The 17122-nt window shown below is 42.2% G+C and carries 15 protein-coding genes and 2 pseudogenes; 11 read left to right on the forward strand and 6 right to left on the reverse strand.

Features of this window, described 5'->3' with window-relative positions:
* Positions 1-192 precede the first annotated feature (192 nt).
* The 4 genes and pseudogenes from cydD (at position 193) to L0B17_RS05460 (ending at position 4994) form a co-directional block, all read left to right on the forward strand.
* On the forward strand, positions 193-1953 hold the full coding sequence (gene cydD, locus L0B17_RS05445) for a heme ABC transporter permease/ATP-binding protein CydD (protein WP_235088187.1): 1761 nt from the start codon (positions 193-195) through the stop codon (positions 1951-1953).
* Positions 1953-3679 (forward strand): annotated as a pseudogene (cydC, locus tag L0B17_RS05450) (heme ABC transporter ATP-binding protein/permease CydC). Before cydD ends, cydC begins: the two are co-directional and overlap by 1 nt.
* A gap of 452 nt (positions 3680-4131) precedes the next feature.
* Positions 4132-4560, forward strand: a complete 429-nt coding sequence (locus L0B17_RS05455) for a hypothetical protein (protein ID WP_235088189.1) — start codon at positions 4132-4134, stop codon at positions 4558-4560.
* Positions 4561-4562: 2 nt separating this feature from the next.
* Complete coding sequence (locus L0B17_RS05460) at positions 4563-4994, forward strand: hypothetical protein (protein ID WP_235088191.1); 432 nt, start codon at positions 4563-4565, stop codon at positions 4992-4994.
* 434 nt (positions 4995-5428) lie between these two features.
* Here the strand turns inward: L0B17_RS05460 and arsJ are convergent, their stop codons facing one another.
* The 3 genes from arsJ to L0B17_RS05475 all read right to left on the reverse strand — a co-directional run bounded on the left by arsJ (position 5429) and on the right by L0B17_RS05475 (position 8258).
* The gene (arsJ, locus tag L0B17_RS05465; RefSeq protein ID WP_235088193.1) at positions 5429-6646 is read right to left on the reverse strand and encodes an organoarsenical effux MFS transporter ArsJ; all 1218 of its coding nucleotides are present in this window, start codon (positions 6644-6646) and stop codon (positions 5429-5431) included.
* Positions 6647-6750: 104 nt separating this feature from the next.
* Entirely contained in the window at positions 6751-7767 is a 1017-nt protein-coding gene (locus L0B17_RS05470) for an ArsJ-associated glyceraldehyde-3-phosphate dehydrogenase (protein ID WP_235088195.1), read from the reverse strand.
* 143 nt (positions 7768-7910) lie between these two features.
* On the reverse strand, positions 7911-8258 hold the full coding sequence (locus L0B17_RS05475; protein ID WP_235088196.1) for a metalloregulator ArsR/SmtB family transcription factor: 348 nt from the start codon (positions 8256-8258) through the stop codon (positions 7911-7913).
* Between the two features lie 462 nt (positions 8259-8720).
* Between L0B17_RS05475 and L0B17_RS05480 the strand changes: the two genes are divergently transcribed.
* From L0B17_RS05480 to nqrF, 6 genes and pseudogenes are all read left to right on the forward strand, one after another.
* Complete coding sequence (locus L0B17_RS05480; protein WP_235088198.1) at positions 8721-10097, forward strand: Na(+)-translocating NADH-quinone reductase subunit A; 1377 nt, start codon at positions 8721-8723, stop codon at positions 10095-10097.
* On the forward strand, positions 10097-11311 hold the full coding sequence (locus L0B17_RS05485) for an NADH:ubiquinone reductase (Na(+)-transporting) subunit B (protein WP_235088200.1): 1215 nt from the start codon (positions 10097-10099) through the stop codon (positions 11309-11311). The genes L0B17_RS05480 and L0B17_RS05485 overlap by 1 nt, the downstream gene beginning before the upstream one ends.
* Positions 11301-12071 carry a Na(+)-translocating NADH-quinone reductase subunit C gene (locus tag L0B17_RS05490; RefSeq protein WP_235088202.1) on the forward strand — a complete coding sequence of 257 codons (771 nt, stop codon included), beginning with the start codon at positions 11301-11303 and terminating at the stop codon, positions 12069-12071. Before L0B17_RS05485 ends, L0B17_RS05490 begins: the two co-directional genes overlap by 11 nt.
* Positions 12072-12692 (forward strand): NADH:ubiquinone reductase (Na(+)-transporting) subunit D, encoded by a 621-nt coding sequence (locus L0B17_RS05495; RefSeq protein ID WP_235088204.1) that lies wholly within the window; start codon positions 12072-12074, stop codon positions 12690-12692.
* 2 nt (positions 12693-12694) lie between these two features.
* Positions 12695-13304 (forward strand): annotated as a pseudogene (gene nqrE, locus L0B17_RS05500) (NADH:ubiquinone reductase (Na(+)-transporting) subunit E).
* A gap of 65 nt (positions 13305-13369) precedes the next feature.
* A complete protein-coding gene (nqrF, locus tag L0B17_RS05505) occupies positions 13370-14587 on the forward strand; it encodes an NADH:ubiquinone reductase (Na(+)-transporting) subunit F (protein ID WP_235088206.1) in 1218 nt (405 codons plus the stop codon).
* A 105-nt stretch (positions 14588-14692) separates the two neighbouring features.
* On the opposite strand, the gene L0B17_RS05510 is transcribed toward nqrF, so the two are convergent.
* Together L0B17_RS05510 and L0B17_RS05515 are read right to left on the reverse strand one after the other, a co-directional pair.
* Positions 14693-14869, reverse strand: coding sequence for a helix-turn-helix domain-containing protein (locus L0B17_RS05510; RefSeq protein WP_235088208.1), 177 nt, complete (start codon positions 14867-14869; stop codon positions 14693-14695).
* Positions 14870-14982: 113 nt separating this feature from the next.
* A complete protein-coding gene (locus L0B17_RS05515) occupies positions 14983-15654 on the reverse strand; it encodes a nucleoside-diphosphate sugar epimerase (protein WP_235088209.1) in 672 nt (223 codons plus the stop codon).
* 151 nt (positions 15655-15805) lie between these two features.
* Here L0B17_RS05515 and L0B17_RS05520 point away from each other — a divergent pair, with 151 nt between their 5' ends.
* Positions 15806-16477, forward strand: a complete 672-nt coding sequence (locus L0B17_RS05520) for a nitroreductase family protein (RefSeq protein ID WP_235088211.1) — start codon at positions 15806-15808, stop codon at positions 16475-16477.
* Positions 16478-16512: 35 nt separating this feature from the next.
* Here L0B17_RS05520 and L0B17_RS05525 read toward each other — a convergent pair whose 3' ends face one another.
* Positions 16513-17109 carry an HAD family hydrolase gene (locus tag L0B17_RS05525; protein WP_235088213.1) on the reverse strand — a complete coding sequence of 199 codons (597 nt, stop codon included), beginning with the start codon at positions 17107-17109 and terminating at the stop codon, positions 16513-16515.
* Positions 17110-17122: the final 13 nt, after the last annotated feature.

Below are 17122 nucleotides of genomic sequence, written 5' to 3' on the forward strand. Positions count from 1 at the left end.
CTAGCAGGATTCGTCTCATCAATAAATAAAATATGCACCAGTTAACATTATTAGCCGACTCATTGTATTTAGGTGAATGACAACTGCGATACTGCATTTTAAAACTATTATCTATTTTTATTATTCTATTTCTTCTTAGTGTTGGGCCTTTAATCTAGCCAGTAGGGCATCAAGAATTGTTGTTGGAGTTTCATGGATAAGTCGTTAGAAAAGTCATTAGCCACATGGCTTAAAAGTCAGCAATCAGCCTGCGGTATATACCTTAAATTAGCTACCTTACTCGGACTGTTAAATGGCGTGGCCATCATAGGTCAGGCTTACTGTATTGCTAATATTTTGCATGGGGTGATTATGACGGGATTAACCGTCAGTCAATTACTGCCATTTTTTATTGGTTTAGCCACATTATTACTCTCCCGCGCAGTTTTAGTGTACTGGCGCGAACGATTCAGCTTTGAGGCGGGAAGATTACTTCGCCAAGACATCAGGCAAGCGGTATTAAATAAGCTAGTTGCCTTAGGGCCAGCATTTATTAACGGCAAGCCCGCGGGTGCCTGGGCGAGTATTGTGCTGGAGCAGGTAGAGGATTTACATGATTTTTACAGTAAATATGTACCACAAATGCTGTTAGCAGGGTTTATTCCGGTGTTTATTTTAGTGCTGGTTTTTCCCTTAAACTGGGCCGCTGGAGTGATACTGTTAACCACAGCGCCACTTATTCCACTGTTTATGATTTTAGTGGGCATGGGCGCTGCTGATGCTAACCGTAAAAATTTCAGTGCCTTAAGCCGATTAAGTGGCCATTTTATGGATCGCTTACAAGGTCTGAGCACCTTAAAATTATTTTACCGTGGTGAAGCTGAGATTAAACAAATCCATCAAGCATCAGAAGACTTTCGCAGCCGTACTATGTCTGTATTGCGGCTGGCATTTTTAAGTTCAGCGGTGTTAGAGTTTTTTGCGGCAATATCTATTGCTGTATTGGCAGTGTATTTTGGCTTTAGCTATTTAGACCATTTAGATTTTGGTCATTATGGTTTAGGGATCAGCTTATTTACTGGCATGTTTGTGCTTATGCTCGCACCTGAGTTTTTTCAACCACTACGAGACTTAGGCACCCATTATCACGCTAAAGCGCAGGCGATTGGCGCAGCAGAGTCTTTAGTCGAGTTATTAGATTATCCTCTTTCTCATGTTCACTCTGATGGCAATCAAACGCCTGATCTTAACAAGGTTAGCATCAGGGCGACAGATTTACGGGTGATGAGTATTGATGGTCAATGCTTGCTTGGGCCGGTTTCATTCACTATTACCGCTGGGCAACATGTGGCGATTGTAGGCGCTAGCGGCGCGGGTAAAACCAGTTTGCTGCAAGCCTTGTTAGGTTTTTTACCCTATGAAGGCGAGTTACTCATTAATGACCAACCCTTTGACGCTATCAGTCTAGCCCATTGGCGCAAACACCTTGCCTGGCTAGGACAAGACCCGCAGTTATTCCATGGCACAATTGCTGAAAACGTGGCATTAGGCAGACCCGAGTTAAGTGAACAAGACATTATGGTGTTACTTGAACAAGCTCAAGTTGCTGATTTTGTGACTCAGCATCCGCAAGGGTTACAGTCGATAATAAGCGATCAATCATCTGGCGTATCAGTTGGGCAAGCCCAGCGTATCGCTTTAGCCAGAGCGCTCAGCCAACAAGCCAGTGTGTTTATACTGGATGAGCCGACAGCAAGTTTAGATGAACAAAGCGCTGAAGCCGTTATGGGCACTTTATCTGAAGCGATAGCGGCTAAAACCACCTTAATGGTGACGCATAAATTAAATGAGTTAACCCAAGTGGATAACATTATCGTCATCGACAAAGGCAAGCTGGTGGAACAGGGGGATTATCAAACATTAATGGCAGCCCAGGGCAGCTTTTATCAATTGCTGCAACAGGAGGTCAATTAATGAAAGTGCTATTACCTTTTGTACATTTATTTAAGCGCCAATGGTTAATGATGCTAGTGGGGTTATTACTCAGCTTTATTACCCTACTTGCTGGCGTGGGCTTATTGTCGTTATCGGGCTGGTTTTTATCCGCCACCGCAGTGGCTGGGCTAACCGTTGCCACCGCGCAGGTTTTTAACTTTTTTACCCCCGCTGGCGGAGTGCGATTTTTTTCTATCGCCCGCACTGCAAGTCGATATGGTGAACGTTTAGCGACCCATGAAGCCACCTTTAAGTTGTTAACTGAACTAAGAGTGTGGGCGTGGCAAAAGCTATTACCCCTTAGTGCAGCTAATTTAACTGGTTTGCGCCGAGGCGATTTATTAAATCGCTTAGTGGCCGATATTGATACTTTAGATCACCTTTATTTACGCCTTATTACCCCTATCAGCGCATCATTATTGATGATTGCTGCCCTGTATGCGTTTATCGCCTGGTTTGATGCTAGCTTAGCGTTAGCGCTGTGCGGCTTTTTGCTTTTAGTTTTATTGATATTACCGAGTATTTTTTATCAATTGGGCAAAGCCCTGGCCAACAGTTAATTGAAACTAAACAAAGCTTTAGAGTACAGCTACTGGATGTTATTCAAGGCCAAGCTGAATTAAGCTTATTTGCTGCTAATTCACGTTATTTAGCCAAAGTGCATCAACAGCAACAAACCTTTTTTAATAGCCAAATTGCGATGGCAAAAATTACCGGTTTAAGTCAGGCGCTATTAATTTTAACCAACGGTTTTGCGGTATTGTTGATGCTGTATTTAGCCGCAAATGGCGTGGGCGATGCGGTGCCGCCAGGGCCATTATTTGCCTTGATCATATTTGCCACTATGGCCTGTTTAGAAATGATGATGCCAATAGCGGGCGCATTTCAGCATTTATCTAGCACAGTATTAGCGGCCACAAGGGTCACGGCTATTACTGAGCAAGTTCCAGCGATTCAATTTGGCAGCAACGAAGCTATTAATGAAGCAATTAAGGCTAAAACGGGCGCATTGGTTATCAGCAATTTACATTTTGGTTATCACGCTAATCAGGTTGTTTTACAAGGCCTGAATTTGAATATACCAGCTGGACATAAAGTGGCTATTGTCGGTAAAACTGGCTGCGGTAAATCAAGCTTATTACATATGATCACCCGCGAATGGCAAGCAAACTCAGGCAGTATTACTTTAGATGGTCAGCCGATTGAAAATTATAATGAGGCAAACTTACGCGCATCCATGTCAGTCGTCAGCCAACGAGTGCATTTATTTAGTGGCACATTGCGTGACAATTTAGTGTTGGCGTTACCTTATGTTGCCGCTGAAAAACGTAAAGCCCACGATGACAAGTTAACTTATGTGTTGTCACAAGTTGGCTTAAGTCATTTATTACAAGGTGATAATCCGTTAGACATGTGGATGGGCGAAGGCGGCAGGCAATTATCTGGCGGCGAGCAGCGCAGAATTGGCGTAGCCCGCGCTTTACTGCGTGATGCACCACTTTTACTGTTAGATGAACCCACAGAAGGATTAGATAAGCGCACCGAGCGAGAAATACTTGCCACCTTATTCGCCTTTGCTGAACATAAAACGGTGTTGATGATCAGCCACAGAACCACAGCATTAACGCAAATGGATGCTTGTTATCAGCTAATTGATGGGCAACTATCGAGCTTGATGGATGTTGATGTTAACGGCAGAACATAGGCAAAAGAGTATTGAAAACTTGGAGCCTCATTAGGCTTTATGCGCAAACGCTTCTGCGGCACGCCACAAGCACATCCCTGTGGGCTCTACGCCAGCATCCATGCTGGCAAAGGCCGCAGCCGCGTTTACACAGCGCCACTAAATCTCTTCGATTGGACCTAAAAGTTATTTATCTGCACAAGTCGCTACTTCTTTTTATGCATTTATCATTGATGTATATATTACGAGAAAATTCTACTTTTGAAATCAGCTATTTTTAGGGGGGATTACCTTTCTATAAAAATACAGACTAAAGTGGGATTGTCTGAAGCGAACCAAACTGATAAGTTACTAAAAATATTAATAATTAAATCGATATGGATGTTGTGTTTTGATTTGCTTCTCAGGGTGTTTATTGAGTTCACTCTCATAGCCGTTGCATTTAAATCATTAAACTAGAAAGGAGTTCTTAAATGAATATAACAAGAAGTGAAGTTAAAATTACGATTGCTAAGTTTCTTGAGGTTGCTTATTCCAAAGATAAAGGGTTAACAACTAATATAATGGTAGAAAAGGGAAAAGCTAAATTAGTCGTAGATCAAAATGGAAATGCAACACTCTCTGGGACTGCAGGTTCTTTAACTTTTAGTGGTACACCAGTATTGAATAAATTAGGTGTTAAAATTAAAAGGGTAACGGTTGATTTTGAAAACAAAGGTGCTATGAAGGTAGGCTATAATGCTACTTTCAATTTAGAAGCAATTAGCTTAACTGTTATGGGGGATTTTGATTTAGAAGATTTAATTACTTCTTGTTCGGGTCTTTTATGTAGAGCAGCAAGAGCTCTTAAAGGGAGGCATAACGCTTATGATGTGGAATTACAAAGAATTATGGGGAGGTAATCATGAGACTTTTTTTATTAGCGTTAGTTTTCTTACTTGGTGCATGTGTTACACATAAGGCTGAACTTACTCTTTATTCTACTTTTGTAGATTATAAATCGAATACTAGTGGAAGTAACATAATCGAGGTCAGTCCTAAGTTTTTTAGTAAACAGTTATTAAGTGGACTAAACCTTGATAGTTCAGGCGTTATAGACCAATTGTTATTCAAAAATTATATGGACAGCGAAGTTAATCATTTAGAAATTATTGGTGATGACTTTAGTTGTCTAACAGTGAATGGTTATGACACAGAAAGTATGCCTATATCATTCAATCTTAAGTTTATTGAAAGTAACCACCGGTGGTTAATTGATGAAATAAATGTGCTTTTTATTAATAGCGAAGTTGAATTTAGCCAAGTAGCTAAATGTCCTAGTGCATATAATAGCTAAAATGCTAATAAGTGATTATGGCGTCAAAGTTTAATTTAGCTAAAACAGACTGTTATGCAATAGAACCTTCTAACCCGCTTTTGTCCAAATCTTAGATGGTCAATTAGGTCTTGGATACATAATATTGGTTTGTTTTTTAAAGCCAAAAGGTTACGCAAATCCTGTAAAGGTGAACCATTGGTGTTTGCGAGACGACCGTCTGACCCATGGAAGGGGCGGCTGAGGTTATAGGGATATACTTGCGGCGTCTAGTCGGATCATTTGCACTTGAAGTCACCTTTTACGCCCATGTACGCCCATGAAAGTTTAATTGAGTTTAAATTGAGTCTGCTCAGTGTAACTAACCAGAGTGATTACCGCTTAGAGGTTTATTGAGGTTAGATATCCTAGGCCTTACCAGCTCAGGCGTTATCTCATCTAACCTCACAAATCATTTACGCTTGCTGATGCCTTGGCAGTTTGATTGAAATAAGCGCGGCGAGTGCAATAAAAATGGCTGATATCCACAAGCACGCTGCCATTCCATATAATTGATACACCCAACCCGATAATACAGTGCCGATTAAACGTCCCATTGCATTGGCCATATAGTAAAAGCCGACATCTAATGACACGCCATCTTCGCTGGCATAGCTGACGATCAAATAGCTGTGTAGTGAAGAGTTAATGGCAAATAATGCACCGAAAAGCATTAATCCCCACACGAGTATGTAAGCTGCATAAAAGTCATAACTTATTGCCAGTGCGATAGCTGCAGGCACTAGGCTTAATAGCATTGCCCAGCCTAAAGCACTGCGCCCATCGGGGACTTTACCTTGGGTTTTACCGGTTAATCGGGGCGAAAAAGCTTGCACGACACCATAAGCGATGACCCAAAGTGCCAGAAAACCACCGACATACCAATGATCCCAGCCAAAGGTTGATGCCAGATAAACGGGTAAGGCGACCACAAACCATACATCTCGTGCACCAAATAAAAACATCCGCGCCGCTGAAAGGGTATTTACCGGCTGACTTTTTGAAAATATTTCAGTGAACTTAGGTTTGTTTTTGGCTTTACCTAAATCGCGCTTCAAACTGAATAGACTGAAAATCCATACCAGCAATAATCCCACCGCCATGCTGAGCACCGCATACTGAAAACCTAATATGGTCAGTAAGGCGCCGCCTAAAAAGAAGCCCGCTCCCTTTAAGGCATTTTTCGATCCGGTTAATATCGCAACCCACTTATACAGTTGCCCCTGCGCATCGGCAGGCACTAATAATTTGATGCTACTTTTGGCGCTCATTTTATTGAGATCTTTTGCGATACCAGACAAAGCCTGCGCTGCCATGACCCAAGGGATGGTTAGTGCAGCTGCGGGAACTAATAGCATGCTAAGGGCAACAATTTGTATAAAAAGACCGATATTCATGGTCTTATTTAGCCCTAAACGTGCACCTAACCAGCCACCAATTAAGTTAGTGACTACCCCAAAAATTTCATAAAAAAGGAATAGCATGGCAATATTTAGCGGGCTATAACCTAAACCATGAAAATACAGCACCACTAGCATACGTAGGGCACCATCGGTCAGCGTGAATGCCCAATAGTTGCCCGTAACGACTAGGTATTGGCGAGTTTCTGGCGACAGTCCTGTCAAAAGTCCCATAGAGTTCTCTTTATTTAAGCTGATGCTTTATCCATTTGGCCAACCATACGGGCGATTTCAGCGGCACTATTCACCTGTCAAAAGTCCCATAGCGTTCTCTTTATTTAAGCTGATGCTTTATCCATTTGGCCAACCATACGAGCGAGTTCAGCAGCGCGATTTGCATAACCCCATTCGTTATCATACCAGGCATAAAGTTTAACCTGAGTGCCGTTAATTATCATGGTGGACAGGGCGTCGATGATGCTTGAGCGTGGATCGGTTTTGTAATCGACCGACACTAAAGGACGTTCTTCATAACCTAAAATATCTTTTAAAGGCCCTTCAGCAGCGGCTTTAAATAAGCGGTTAACTTCTTCTTCTGTGGTTGGGCGGCTGACCTCAAACACACAATCGGTTAATGACGCATTGGCAAGCGGAATACGCACTGCATGGCCGTTGAGTTTGCCTTTGAGTTCAGGAAAAATATGAGTAATTGCAGTCGCTGAACCTGTAGTTGTTGGAATAAGACTTAAGCCACAAGCTCGAGCACGGCGAAGGTCTTTATGCGGCGCATCTAAAATGGTTTGGGTATTGGTAATGTCGTGAATCGTCGTCATAGACCCATGTACTATGCCTATGTTTTCGTGAATGACTTTGACGATGGGTGCTAAGCAGTTAGTCGTGCAAGAGGCCGCAGTAACAATTGAATGAATCGCCTTGTCATAAAGCTGATGATTCACGCCCATTACAATATTTAATACATCGTCTTCTTTCACCAGGGCTGTGACCACAACGCGTTTAACACCTTGATCTAAATAAGCTTGTAGTACTTCTTTAGTCTTCATTTTACCAGAGGCTTCAATCACCACATCACAGTTTGACCAATCTGTTTCGCCGATAGTGTTGTTGCGGGTGCAGGCAATGCGTTTACCGTTGATGATCATATCATCCGCTTCGGCGCTGGCCTCGTGCTGCCAACGGCCATGAACTGAGTCGAATGTAAGTAAATGGGCTAAGGTGGCGGTATCTCCGGCAGGGTCGTTAATTTGCACAAACTCAACATCATCCCATTGCCAAGCTGCTCTTAGCGCTAAACGTCCCATGCGGCCAAAGCCGTTAATTCCAATTTTAATTGTCATGTAGCATCCTTAGATTTTTATTTTAAATAGGTATTAATACCTTAAAGCTTGAAGTCGATTTTCACTCAGTGGCAAACTTAGCCCAAATAGCGTTTATTGGTGTTATGGCTCGGTAGTATTGTTATTCGTTTTTATCTACATCATTAACAACACGCTTTTAGGCGTTCAGGTCGTCCACCCATTTTGCATAAATTGCTGAGGTTTTCTGCTAAAAAAAGCGCATTTTGCTGAGTAGTTTCGCTTAGTACTAACAGGCTCCATTCAGGTAAGTCAGCATTAATGCTATAGAACACCCACTGACCTTGACGGCGATCGATCAAGAGACCGCATTTACGGAGTTGGGCTAAATTTCGTGAAATTTTGGGCTGAATTTCTTGTAATGCTTCGGTTAGTTCGCAAACACATAATTCCCCTTCCTGCTGAATAAGCATTAAACAACGCAGTCGTGTCTCGTCGGCTAAACATTTAAAAAATTGAGTTGGGGTAATCATTGTTAGCCTTAGGTGTTAATTATAAAGTGAGATTGATATTTTTAGTTGCTCTACCACAATGATGGCAAGCCATTGGATTCTAAAGTGCCATTTGAAACATGATTTTATATACACTTATTTATATATGCAATTTTTTACATGTATTATTCATGACATATTCTATTTGAATATGTGTTTTATTTATCACAGAGGTAAGCCAACTTGCATAAAGACTTATAATGCAGCATTAACGACTTTTCAGTCTTTAAGTGCTGATGCTAGCACTAACATCAAATATTATTTTTTGTCGTAAAAATGACATTTAACGATGCTTAAAAGCCTCTGCAGTGATCTGCTTCACAATTGCTAGCGGATATCCTGTTTTAAAATTACCGAATACCTCATTAGTGTGATCTGCATTCATACATTAGCATTAGCAAAGATCTAAAATTACTCATCGAGTTTTTATTGATGGTGATGATAATGGCAGGGGTTTCAAACCAGATAACAACTATTAAACGCGGCTTGGATATACCTATTATGGGTAAGCCTATTCAGCAAGTGTTTGAGGGTGAAAAAGCCACAACAGTGGCGTTACTAGGTGAAGAATATGTTGGCTTAAAACCGACTATGTTGGTCGAGGAAGGTGATTTTGTCATCAAAGGGCAAGCGCTTTTTGAAGACAAGAAAACCCCAGGGCTAAAATTTACCGCACCTGCTAGTGGCAAGGTTAGTGCAATCCATCGTGGCGAAAAACGCGTTTTACAGGCGGTAGTGATTGAGTGTGATGAGCAGCAACACGCTAAAAGCTTTGCGCGCTATGATGACTTTAGTCAGCTAAGTCGCCAGTTTGTGGTTGATAATCTTGTCGATAGCGGCCTGTGGACGGCATTACGTACACGACCATTTTCACGCGTGCCGCAATTAGATAGCCAGCCTGCAGGTATATTTGTTACGGCAATGGACAGTAATCCACTTGCTGCTGACCCTCGCATTATTATCGCCGAGCAAACTGACGCTTTTGTTGCCGGTTTGCAAGTGCTTAGCTATTTGACCGAAGGCAAAGTGTACCTGTGCCAGGATGATAACGCGCCCTTACTGAGTGGCGATATCTGCACTAACTTGCCTAAGGTGTCTATGCATCAATTTAATGGTGTTCACCCTGCAGGGTTAGTGGGCACTCACATTCATTTTTTACTGCCAGCTAGCATTGAGCGCCCAGTGTGGCACTTGGGCTATCAAGACGTTATTGCTTACGGCAAGTTGTTTTTAAAGGGTGAGCTGTATACCGATCGCGTAGTGGCTTTTTCGGGCCCGAATGTGCTTGAGCCACGTTTGGTTCGCACCCAGTTAGGTGCTCAATTAAGCCCCATTGTGGCGGGTAAAATTAAAAATGTTCGTTCACGTGTTGTGTCTGGCAGCGTGCTTAATGGCCACACTGCTGAGGGTGTGTATGATTACTTAGGTCGTTTTCATAACCAGATTTGTGTGCTGTCTGAAGATGATAAGCATCAATTACTGCCCTGGGTGCGTAACGATCAAAACAAATTTAGCCTCACAGGCATCATGATGTCTGGTTTCAGTCGCACCAAAAAGTTATTCGATTTTACCACCCATGCTGGTGGTTCAGCTCGGGCGATGATGGCGTTTGGTCAACTTGCCCGTGTCATGCCTTTAGATATTCTCCCCACCTTACTTATTCGTGATTTAGTGGTACGTGATACCGATGAAGCGCAACTGCTTGGAGCGTTGGAATTGGATGAAGAAGATCTCGCGTTATGTACCTTTGTTTGTCCTGGAAAGTATGACTTTGGTAAAGAACTACGTGCTTGCCTAGATATTATCGAGAGGGAAGGTTAATGAGTAAGCCTATTAAAAAATCGTCGACCCAAGACAAGTATTATGAGCACGGCGATTCGATGCGAAAATACTTGCGATCGTTATGGATTGCCCATGGTCGTAGCACCAAAGGGCAGGTTCATGTTCGTGATGCCATTGATGTGAAACGAACTATGCATATCGTCGGCATGTGTTTATTACCCGCGTTATTTTTTGGAATGTATAACATCGGCCTACAAGCGCAACTGGCTATTATTGCAGGCGCTAGCGCACCAGATACTTGGCATTTAGCTATTTTCAATATGCTATTTTCAGGCTTAACTGCTGAGTCTGGCATATTCAGTTTATTTGCCTATGGCGCGAGTTTTTATGTGCCTTTCTATCTTACCGCGTTAATCGTAAACCTATTTTGGGAAGTGATATTTTCCAGAATGCGCGGCCAAGAACTGCATGAAGGCTTCTTTGTTACCGCGTTACTGTTTTCGCTTATTCTGCCGGTTTCGACCCCGTTGTGGATTATGGCGATAGGTATCAGTTTTGGGGTGATTGTTGCTAAAGAGATGTTTGGTGGCATGGGATATAACTTCTTAAACCTGGCGTTAGCTGGTTATGCGTTCATCTATTTTTCCTACCCAACAGAAGTGGCAGCGATAAGTCAGTTTGTGGCGGTTGATGGATATTCTGGTGCAACAACCTTGGGGTTGGCAGCGGCTAACAAACTTAGTTTTGCTGATGTGAGTTGGATTGGCGCATTAAGTGATCCGCTATGGTGGGATGCCTTCTTTGGTTTTACCGTGGGCTCAATTGGTGAAACCAGTGCTTTAGCTATTTTAATTGGTGGCGGTATTTTGTTGATGACTCGCGTTGCCGATTGGCGTGTGGTGGCTGGGGTGATGTTGGGTATGATTGCCACCGCAATTATATTTAATCTTTTTGGCCCAGCTAAAAATGCGATGGCTACTATGCCGTGGACATGGCACTTAGTTACCGGTGGTTTTGCCATGGGGATGATGTTTATGGCGACCGACCCAGTAACAGCATCTTATACTCGCAATGCAAAATACGCTTATGGCTTCTTAATTGGCTTTATGACGGTGTTGATCCGAGTGCTAAATGTGAAGTTGCCTGAAGGCATTATGTTAGCCATTTTATTTGCCAACTTATGGGCACCGTTATTCGATTACCTGGTGGCGAGAGCCAACATCAAACGGAGACTAAAACGCCATGGCCTTTAAAAAAGATTCGGTGATGGGAACCATGGTTTTCATCATCAGCTTGAGTTTAGTGTGCTCTTTTATGATTACCGGTACGGCCGAAATTTTAAAAGAAAGAAAGCTAGTTAAAAAACGCGATGAAGTGCAACAGTTCGTATTAAAAGCGGCTGGTATTGCTAATAGTTCAGTCGATTTTAGAGAGTTATTTGCAACGCGCGTGCAGCCTAAATTAGTCGACTTAGAAACCGGTGAGTACATAGCGCAGGAGAATATTCTGGACTTTGATGGCCGTATGGCGGCGATTAACCCTGAAACCTCACGCAAGCCGAAAAAAGATACTGCCAAAATCAAAAGTCGTGCGGATCAAGTGCGTATTTTTGAGGTATTTGATGCTGAGGGTAAGTTAACCAGTATTGTAATGCCTATTTACGGTAAAGGTTTATGGTCAATGATGTATGGCTATTTAGCGGTCGAGCCTGATCTTAATACCATTAAGAACATTGTGTTTTATGAACACGGTGAAACCCCTGGTATTGCTGATTTTGTCACTGATCCTGCCTGGACATCTCTATGGCAAGGTAAGCAACTATTCGATGCCAAAGGTAAGATAGCCATTAAGGTCATTAAAGGCGGTGCTAAAGCCGGTGATGTACATGGTGTTGATGGTGTATCTGGCGCCACGCGTACCGGTGTAGGTATTCAAAAAGCAGTTGAGTTTTGGTTTGGTGTTGAAGGATATCAAACATTCTTACACCGTTTTGCTAAAGCGGAGGAGAAGTAAATGAGTCGGTCAACGTCTACAAAAGACATTCTCACTTCACCCATTTTTGCCAATAACCCTGTCGCCATGCAGGTGCTTGGGGTGTGTTCCGCGCTGGCGGTCAGTAACTCAATGCAAACCGCATTAGTGATGACCTTAGCGGTGACATTTGTATTGGTTTTTTCCAATGTGATTATTTCAACCATTCGTAACTTTATTCCCAATAGTGTGCGAATTATTGCCCAAATGACGGTTATAGCGTCATTGGTGATCATCGTTGATATGGTGCTGCAGGATGTTGCCTATGAACTGTCGAAACAGTTATCGGTATTTGTCAGCTTAATCATCACCAACTGTATCATTATGGGACGTGCAGAAGCATTTGCGATGAAGTATCCACCGCATCTTGCATTTGTTGATGCCGTAGGCAATGCCATGGGTTATGGCGTTATTTTGCTTGGGGTCGCGTTTGTACGTGAACTGTTAGGGCGTGGCTCATTGTTTGGTCATGAAGTATTGACCACAGTAGCCAATGATGGTTGGTATTTACCTAATGAGATGTTCACTTTACCACCGAGTGCATTTTTCTTAATTGGCGTGATGATTTGGGCAATTAACCTTGTTCAGCGTAAGCGAGGATAATCATGGAACATTATATTAATTTATTTATCCAAGCGGCCTTTATTGACAATATGGCGCTGTCATTCTTTTTAGGTATGTGTACGTTTTTAGCGGTATCCAAAAAGGTCTCCACCTCTTTTGGCTTAGGTATTGCCGTCATAGTGGTGATGATGTTGGCTGTGCCGATTAATCAACTGATTTATGTCAATGTACTCGCGCCTGGCGCATTAGCTTGGGCGGGTATGGCTGATTTAGATATCAGTTATTTGCAACTGATTACCTTTATTGGCGTGATAGCGGCATTGGTGCAAATTTTGGAAATGTTCTTAGAAAGATATATTCCAACCTTGTACCAAAGTTTAGGCATTTTCCTACCTTTGCTAACAGTAAACTGTGCCATTTTTGCCAGTGGTTATTTTTATGGCTAATCGCGACTATAACCTTGCTGAATCAACCGTGTTTGCTGCGGGCAGTGCGGTAGGTTGGGCTGTGGCTATTGTGTTATTAGCTGGACTGCGCGAGCGGATGAAGTTCAACGCTATTCCTGAAGGTCTGCAAGGTATTGGCATTACCTTTATCACCACAGGTTTGATGGCGTTAGGTTTTATGTCTTTCGCTGGCATTACGCTGTAAAGCATTAGGAAGCAAAGTATGAATTCCTTACAGCAGAATGACAGATTAATCAGAAGGTGCATTTAATGGAAATGGCAATTGGTATTGGCATGTTTACTCTAGTCGTAAGCGTGTTAGTGATGGTGATTTTAGTCGCCAAAAGTAAACTGGTTAACACGGGGGCAGTGACCATCAGCATTAATGATGATGCGTCGAAAACGGTGATCACGCCGGCAGGTGATAAATTACTGGGCGCATTAGCGGGTAATCAGATTTTTATTCCTTCAGCCTGTGGCGGTGGTGGTACTTGTGGTCAATGTCGAGTGACAGTGAAGTCAGGCGGCGGTGATATTCTGGCGACAGAGCTTGATCATATTTCAAAAAAAGAAGCCAAAGAAGGCTGTCGTTTAGCATGTCAGGTTGCTGTGCGCGGCGATATGGACCTTGAGGTCGATGAAGAGATTTTTGGGGTTAAAAAATGGCAATGTGAGGTTATTTCTAATCATAACCAAGCGACCTTTATTAAAGAGTTACTGCTTAAAATACCTGATGGTGAAGAAGTACTGTTTAAAGCGGGCGGATATATTCAAATTGAAGCACCGGCCCATGAAGTTCGCTATGCCGATTTTGATATTCCTGCTGAATACCGTGATGACTGGGAAAAATACGACTTATTTAAGCTAGTGTCTAAGGTAGATGAAGATGTATTACGCGCTTATTCAATGGCGAATTATCCCGATGAAAAAGGCCGCATTATGCTCAATGTGCGTATTGCCACGCCACCGTCTGAAGGCTTGCCTCCGGGTAAAATGTCATCGTATATTTTTAATTTAAAAGCCGGTGACAAGGTCACCATCTCTGGCCCATTTGGTGAGTTTTTTGTAAAAGAGACCGATGCTGAAATGGTATTTGTCGGTGGTGGGGCTGGTATGGCGCCAATGCGTTCACATATTTTTAATCAACTAAAACGGGTTAAAACCAATCGTAAAATGACTTTTTGGTACGGTGCTCGCTCTAAACGTGAGATTTTCTACCAGGAAGATTTTGATATGTTGGCGGCTGAGAATGACAACTTTGAATGGCATGTGGCGTTATCTGATCCACTACCTGCCGATAATTGGACCGGTTACACTGGCTTTATTCATAATGTGTTATTTGAGCATTATCTTAAAAACCATAAGGCACCAGAAGACTGTGAGTTCTATATGTGTGGCCCGCCAATAATGAACTCGTCAGTGATTGGCATGCTTGAAAGTTTAGGGGTTGAAGCTGAAAATATTCTACTGGATGACTTTGGTGATTAAGCGCGGTTAAGTGACTTTACATAACAAAAAGGGAAAGCATCGCTTTCCCTTTTTTTGTGACAACTAATGGGTATTAGCCTGGAACCAAATTCGAAATAGTAAAAATTAGCCTAATCGTTTTGAGAAGTCTAAGTAACGCATCACTTCACCCTCTGGAAAGGCCAGTTCGTCGCCATTTTGGTGACTTGATAACAAATTCTCTCTGGCATAGCGCTTAATCGTGGCAGGGCTTTTATCTAAAATTTTACAGACTTCTTCAAGGGTGAGTAATTTATCGCTCATGGCTATCTCCAAAGTTATTGGCTGGTCATTTTTGTTTTTGTATTGTTTACTTGGGTAACAGTATAGACAATATTGAGTATGTGATGAGCTTTCACTGGTTATTATGCACAAACTTAATACTGATTATGCATCGCAAGATTACTAATAACGCTAACCGATTTAGATGCCTGTTGTGCTGAATCGACCATTACCTTTGCAACTTGTAGTCCATTGATAGGTTTATATTTTTTAAGTGAGCCGATAAACAAAAAACCGGTTAAGCAGAACAACCACTGGCCAATTTGTTCTAATGTACGACTGTCTGCTCGTTCGCCAATGAGTAAACTAGGCTGAAAAATTTGTACATGGGGCAAATGGAGTAGGCGTAACTCCTGCTCCATTTCACCTTTGACACGGTTATAAAACACGCTGGATTGTGGATTTGCATCTAAGGCGCTAATCACTTGTAGTACTAGCGTTGGATGTGATTGACGCTTAAGCAGTTTAGCAAAAGCTAACACGCCCAATTTATCCACTTCGATAAACGCTTGCTGACTTCCTGCTTGTTTGATGGTGGTGCCTAAACAACAAAAACCATGATCGATAGGTTCAGGTAAATTCATTTCATGTAGCTCGTCCAACTCGCATGCTAAATAATGCAGTTTTTCTTTACCGAAATGATGCTCATTAATACGTGGTTGCGAGCGTCCTAAAACATATATTTTTTGATATTTATCGCTATCTAATAACAACTCCAGTAAAGATTTTCCGACTAATCCGGTCGCACCTATTATGGCTGCTATCATTATATTACATCCTTATAAAAATCATTACAGCACTGTATCCAGCTAATGGATGAGTTGCAATACATGGATTGCTGTAGCAATGACAATTTTCTTTTTAGAATGCTGATGTGGCATAGTCATATGCTTAATAACCATGACGCAAGGAACGACAATGTCAGACGAGCATTTGCCACTGAGTGATTTCATCGAATATCCGCAAGATGAAATGTTTGCTCGAGCAGAGAAGAATTATCAAGAGGTTAAACGCAGGCATTCAATTCGAAAATTTTCAAATCGTGCTGTGCCACAAGCCATTATTGAACAATGTATTCTTGCCGCAGGCACCGCGCCTAATGGGGCTAATCATCAGCCTTGGCATTTTGTCGCCATTCAAAGCTCTGCCATAAAAGCGCAGATTCGTCAGCAGGCTGAGGCGTTAGAGCAAGCTTTTTATGCTGGGCGTGCAGGTGATGAATGGTTAGATGCATTAAAACCTTTAGGCACTAATGCCAGTAAACCTTATTTGGAACATGCACCTTGGCTGATTGCGGTTTTTAGCCAAAAGCGTAAAGAACAAGAGGGTGAGCAAAAAACAAATTATTATGTGCATGAGTCTGTGGGGATTGCGACAGGTTTTTTAATTCAGGCGTTACATCATGCTGGGCTTGGTACATTAACTCACACGCCTAAACCGATGAGTTTTTTATCTAAGATTTGCGGTCGTGATAATGACAATGAACGACCTTATATGTTGATTATTGCTGGTTATCCTGCAGAAGATGCGACTGTACCGACCCATGCTTTAGCTAAAAAATCGTTAGCTGAGATATGTGACTTTATTTAAGCAAAATTAAAAATAATGATAAGTTAAAGCGCCAGTTAAGGTGTTTTCTTTAAGCTATATTGCTTAATAATGGTTAATAACTCATCGAGACTTTTTACAATAATATCGGATAAATGTTGATAATGTGCGTCAATGCCATGGTTGATAAAGCAGGCAATCATACCGGCATTATTGGCAGCTTGAATATCATATAAATAATCACCGACATACATAATGTGCTTGGGCGCTATTTGCCATTGTGTCGCAATGGCGATAAGTGCATCGGGTGCAGGTTTAGCGGGATAACATTCGCGAGTTAGTACGGTGTCAATATTGATCTTGTTTTGGGCGAGCTTTAGTTCACTCGCCGCCTTGCTATTGCGGGTGACAATGGCACAGGGAATTTGTTGTTTTTCGATAAAACTCAGCAGCACCGTCATGCCTGCTAACGCCTTAGCGGTTAGGGCATCTTGGTTTTCATGTTCAATAATTATTTGGTTAGCTTTATCTTGCAGATCTTTACTGTCCAGTGACGCCACATGTTTCAATACATCGATATCATCAGGGCAGCCAATTTGCTGTCGAATAAGGCTGAAGTCTAGACTGGATTCTACCAGAGTACCGTCGAGATCAAAGATAATGCCTTGGATCATTTGCTGCATGCTC

Source organism: Shewanella sp. OMA3-2, assembly GCF_021513195.1.
Classification (GTDB): Bacteria; Pseudomonadota; Gammaproteobacteria; order Enterobacterales; family Shewanellaceae; genus Shewanella.

What these genes read in the sequence shown, in the direction of transcription:
- L0B17_RS05510 (WP_235088208.1), bottom strand. Translation starts at nt 14,869, where the DNA reads ATGAGCGATAAATTACTCACCCTTGAAGAAGTCTGTAAAATTTTAGAT.
- L0B17_RS05525 (WP_235088213.1), bottom strand. Translation starts at nt 17,109, where the DNA reads ATGATCCAAGGCATTATCTTTGATCTCGACGGTACTCTGGTAGAATCC.
- L0B17_RS05485 (WP_235088200.1), top strand. Translation starts at nt 10,097, where the DNA reads ATGAGTAAGCCTATTAAAAAATCGTCGACCCAAGACAAGTATTATGAG.
- cydD (WP_235088187.1), top strand. Translation starts at nt 193, where the DNA reads ATGGATAAGTCGTTAGAAAAGTCATTAGCCACATGGCTTAAAAGTCAG.
- L0B17_RS05470 (WP_235088195.1), bottom strand. Translation starts at nt 7,767, where the DNA reads ATGACAATTAAAATTGGAATTAACGGCTTTGGCCGCATGGGACGTTTA.
- L0B17_RS05480 (WP_235088198.1), top strand. Translation starts at nt 8,721, where the DNA reads ATGGCAGGGGTTTCAAACCAGATAACAACTATTAAACGCGGCTTGGAT.
- L0B17_RS05460 (WP_235088191.1), top strand. Translation starts at nt 4,563, where the DNA reads ATGAGACTTTTTTTATTAGCGTTAGTTTTCTTACTTGGTGCATGTGTT.
- L0B17_RS05475 (WP_235088196.1), bottom strand. Translation starts at nt 8,258, where the DNA reads ATGATTACCCCAACTCAATTTTTTAAATGTTTAGCCGACGAGACACGA.
- nqrF (WP_235088206.1), top strand. Translation starts at nt 13,370, where the DNA reads ATGGAAATGGCAATTGGTATTGGCATGTTTACTCTAGTCGTAAGCGTG.
- L0B17_RS05515 (WP_235088209.1), bottom strand. Translation starts at nt 15,654, where the DNA reads ATGATAGCAGCCATAATAGGTGCGACCGGATTAGTCGGAAAATCTTTA.
- L0B17_RS05490 (WP_235088202.1), top strand. Translation starts at nt 11,301, where the DNA reads ATGGCCTTTAAAAAAGATTCGGTGATGGGAACCATGGTTTTCATCATC.
- arsJ (WP_235088193.1), bottom strand. Translation starts at nt 6,646, where the DNA reads ATGGGACTTTTGACAGGACTGTCGCCAGAAACTCGCCAATACCTAGTC.
- L0B17_RS05495 (WP_235088204.1), top strand. Translation starts at nt 12,072, where the DNA reads ATGAGTCGGTCAACGTCTACAAAAGACATTCTCACTTCACCCATTTTT.
- L0B17_RS05520 (WP_235088211.1), top strand. Translation starts at nt 15,806, where the DNA reads ATGTCAGACGAGCATTTGCCACTGAGTGATTTCATCGAATATCCGCAA.
- L0B17_RS05455 (WP_235088189.1), top strand. Translation starts at nt 4,132, where the DNA reads ATGAATATAACAAGAAGTGAAGTTAAAATTACGATTGCTAAGTTTCTT.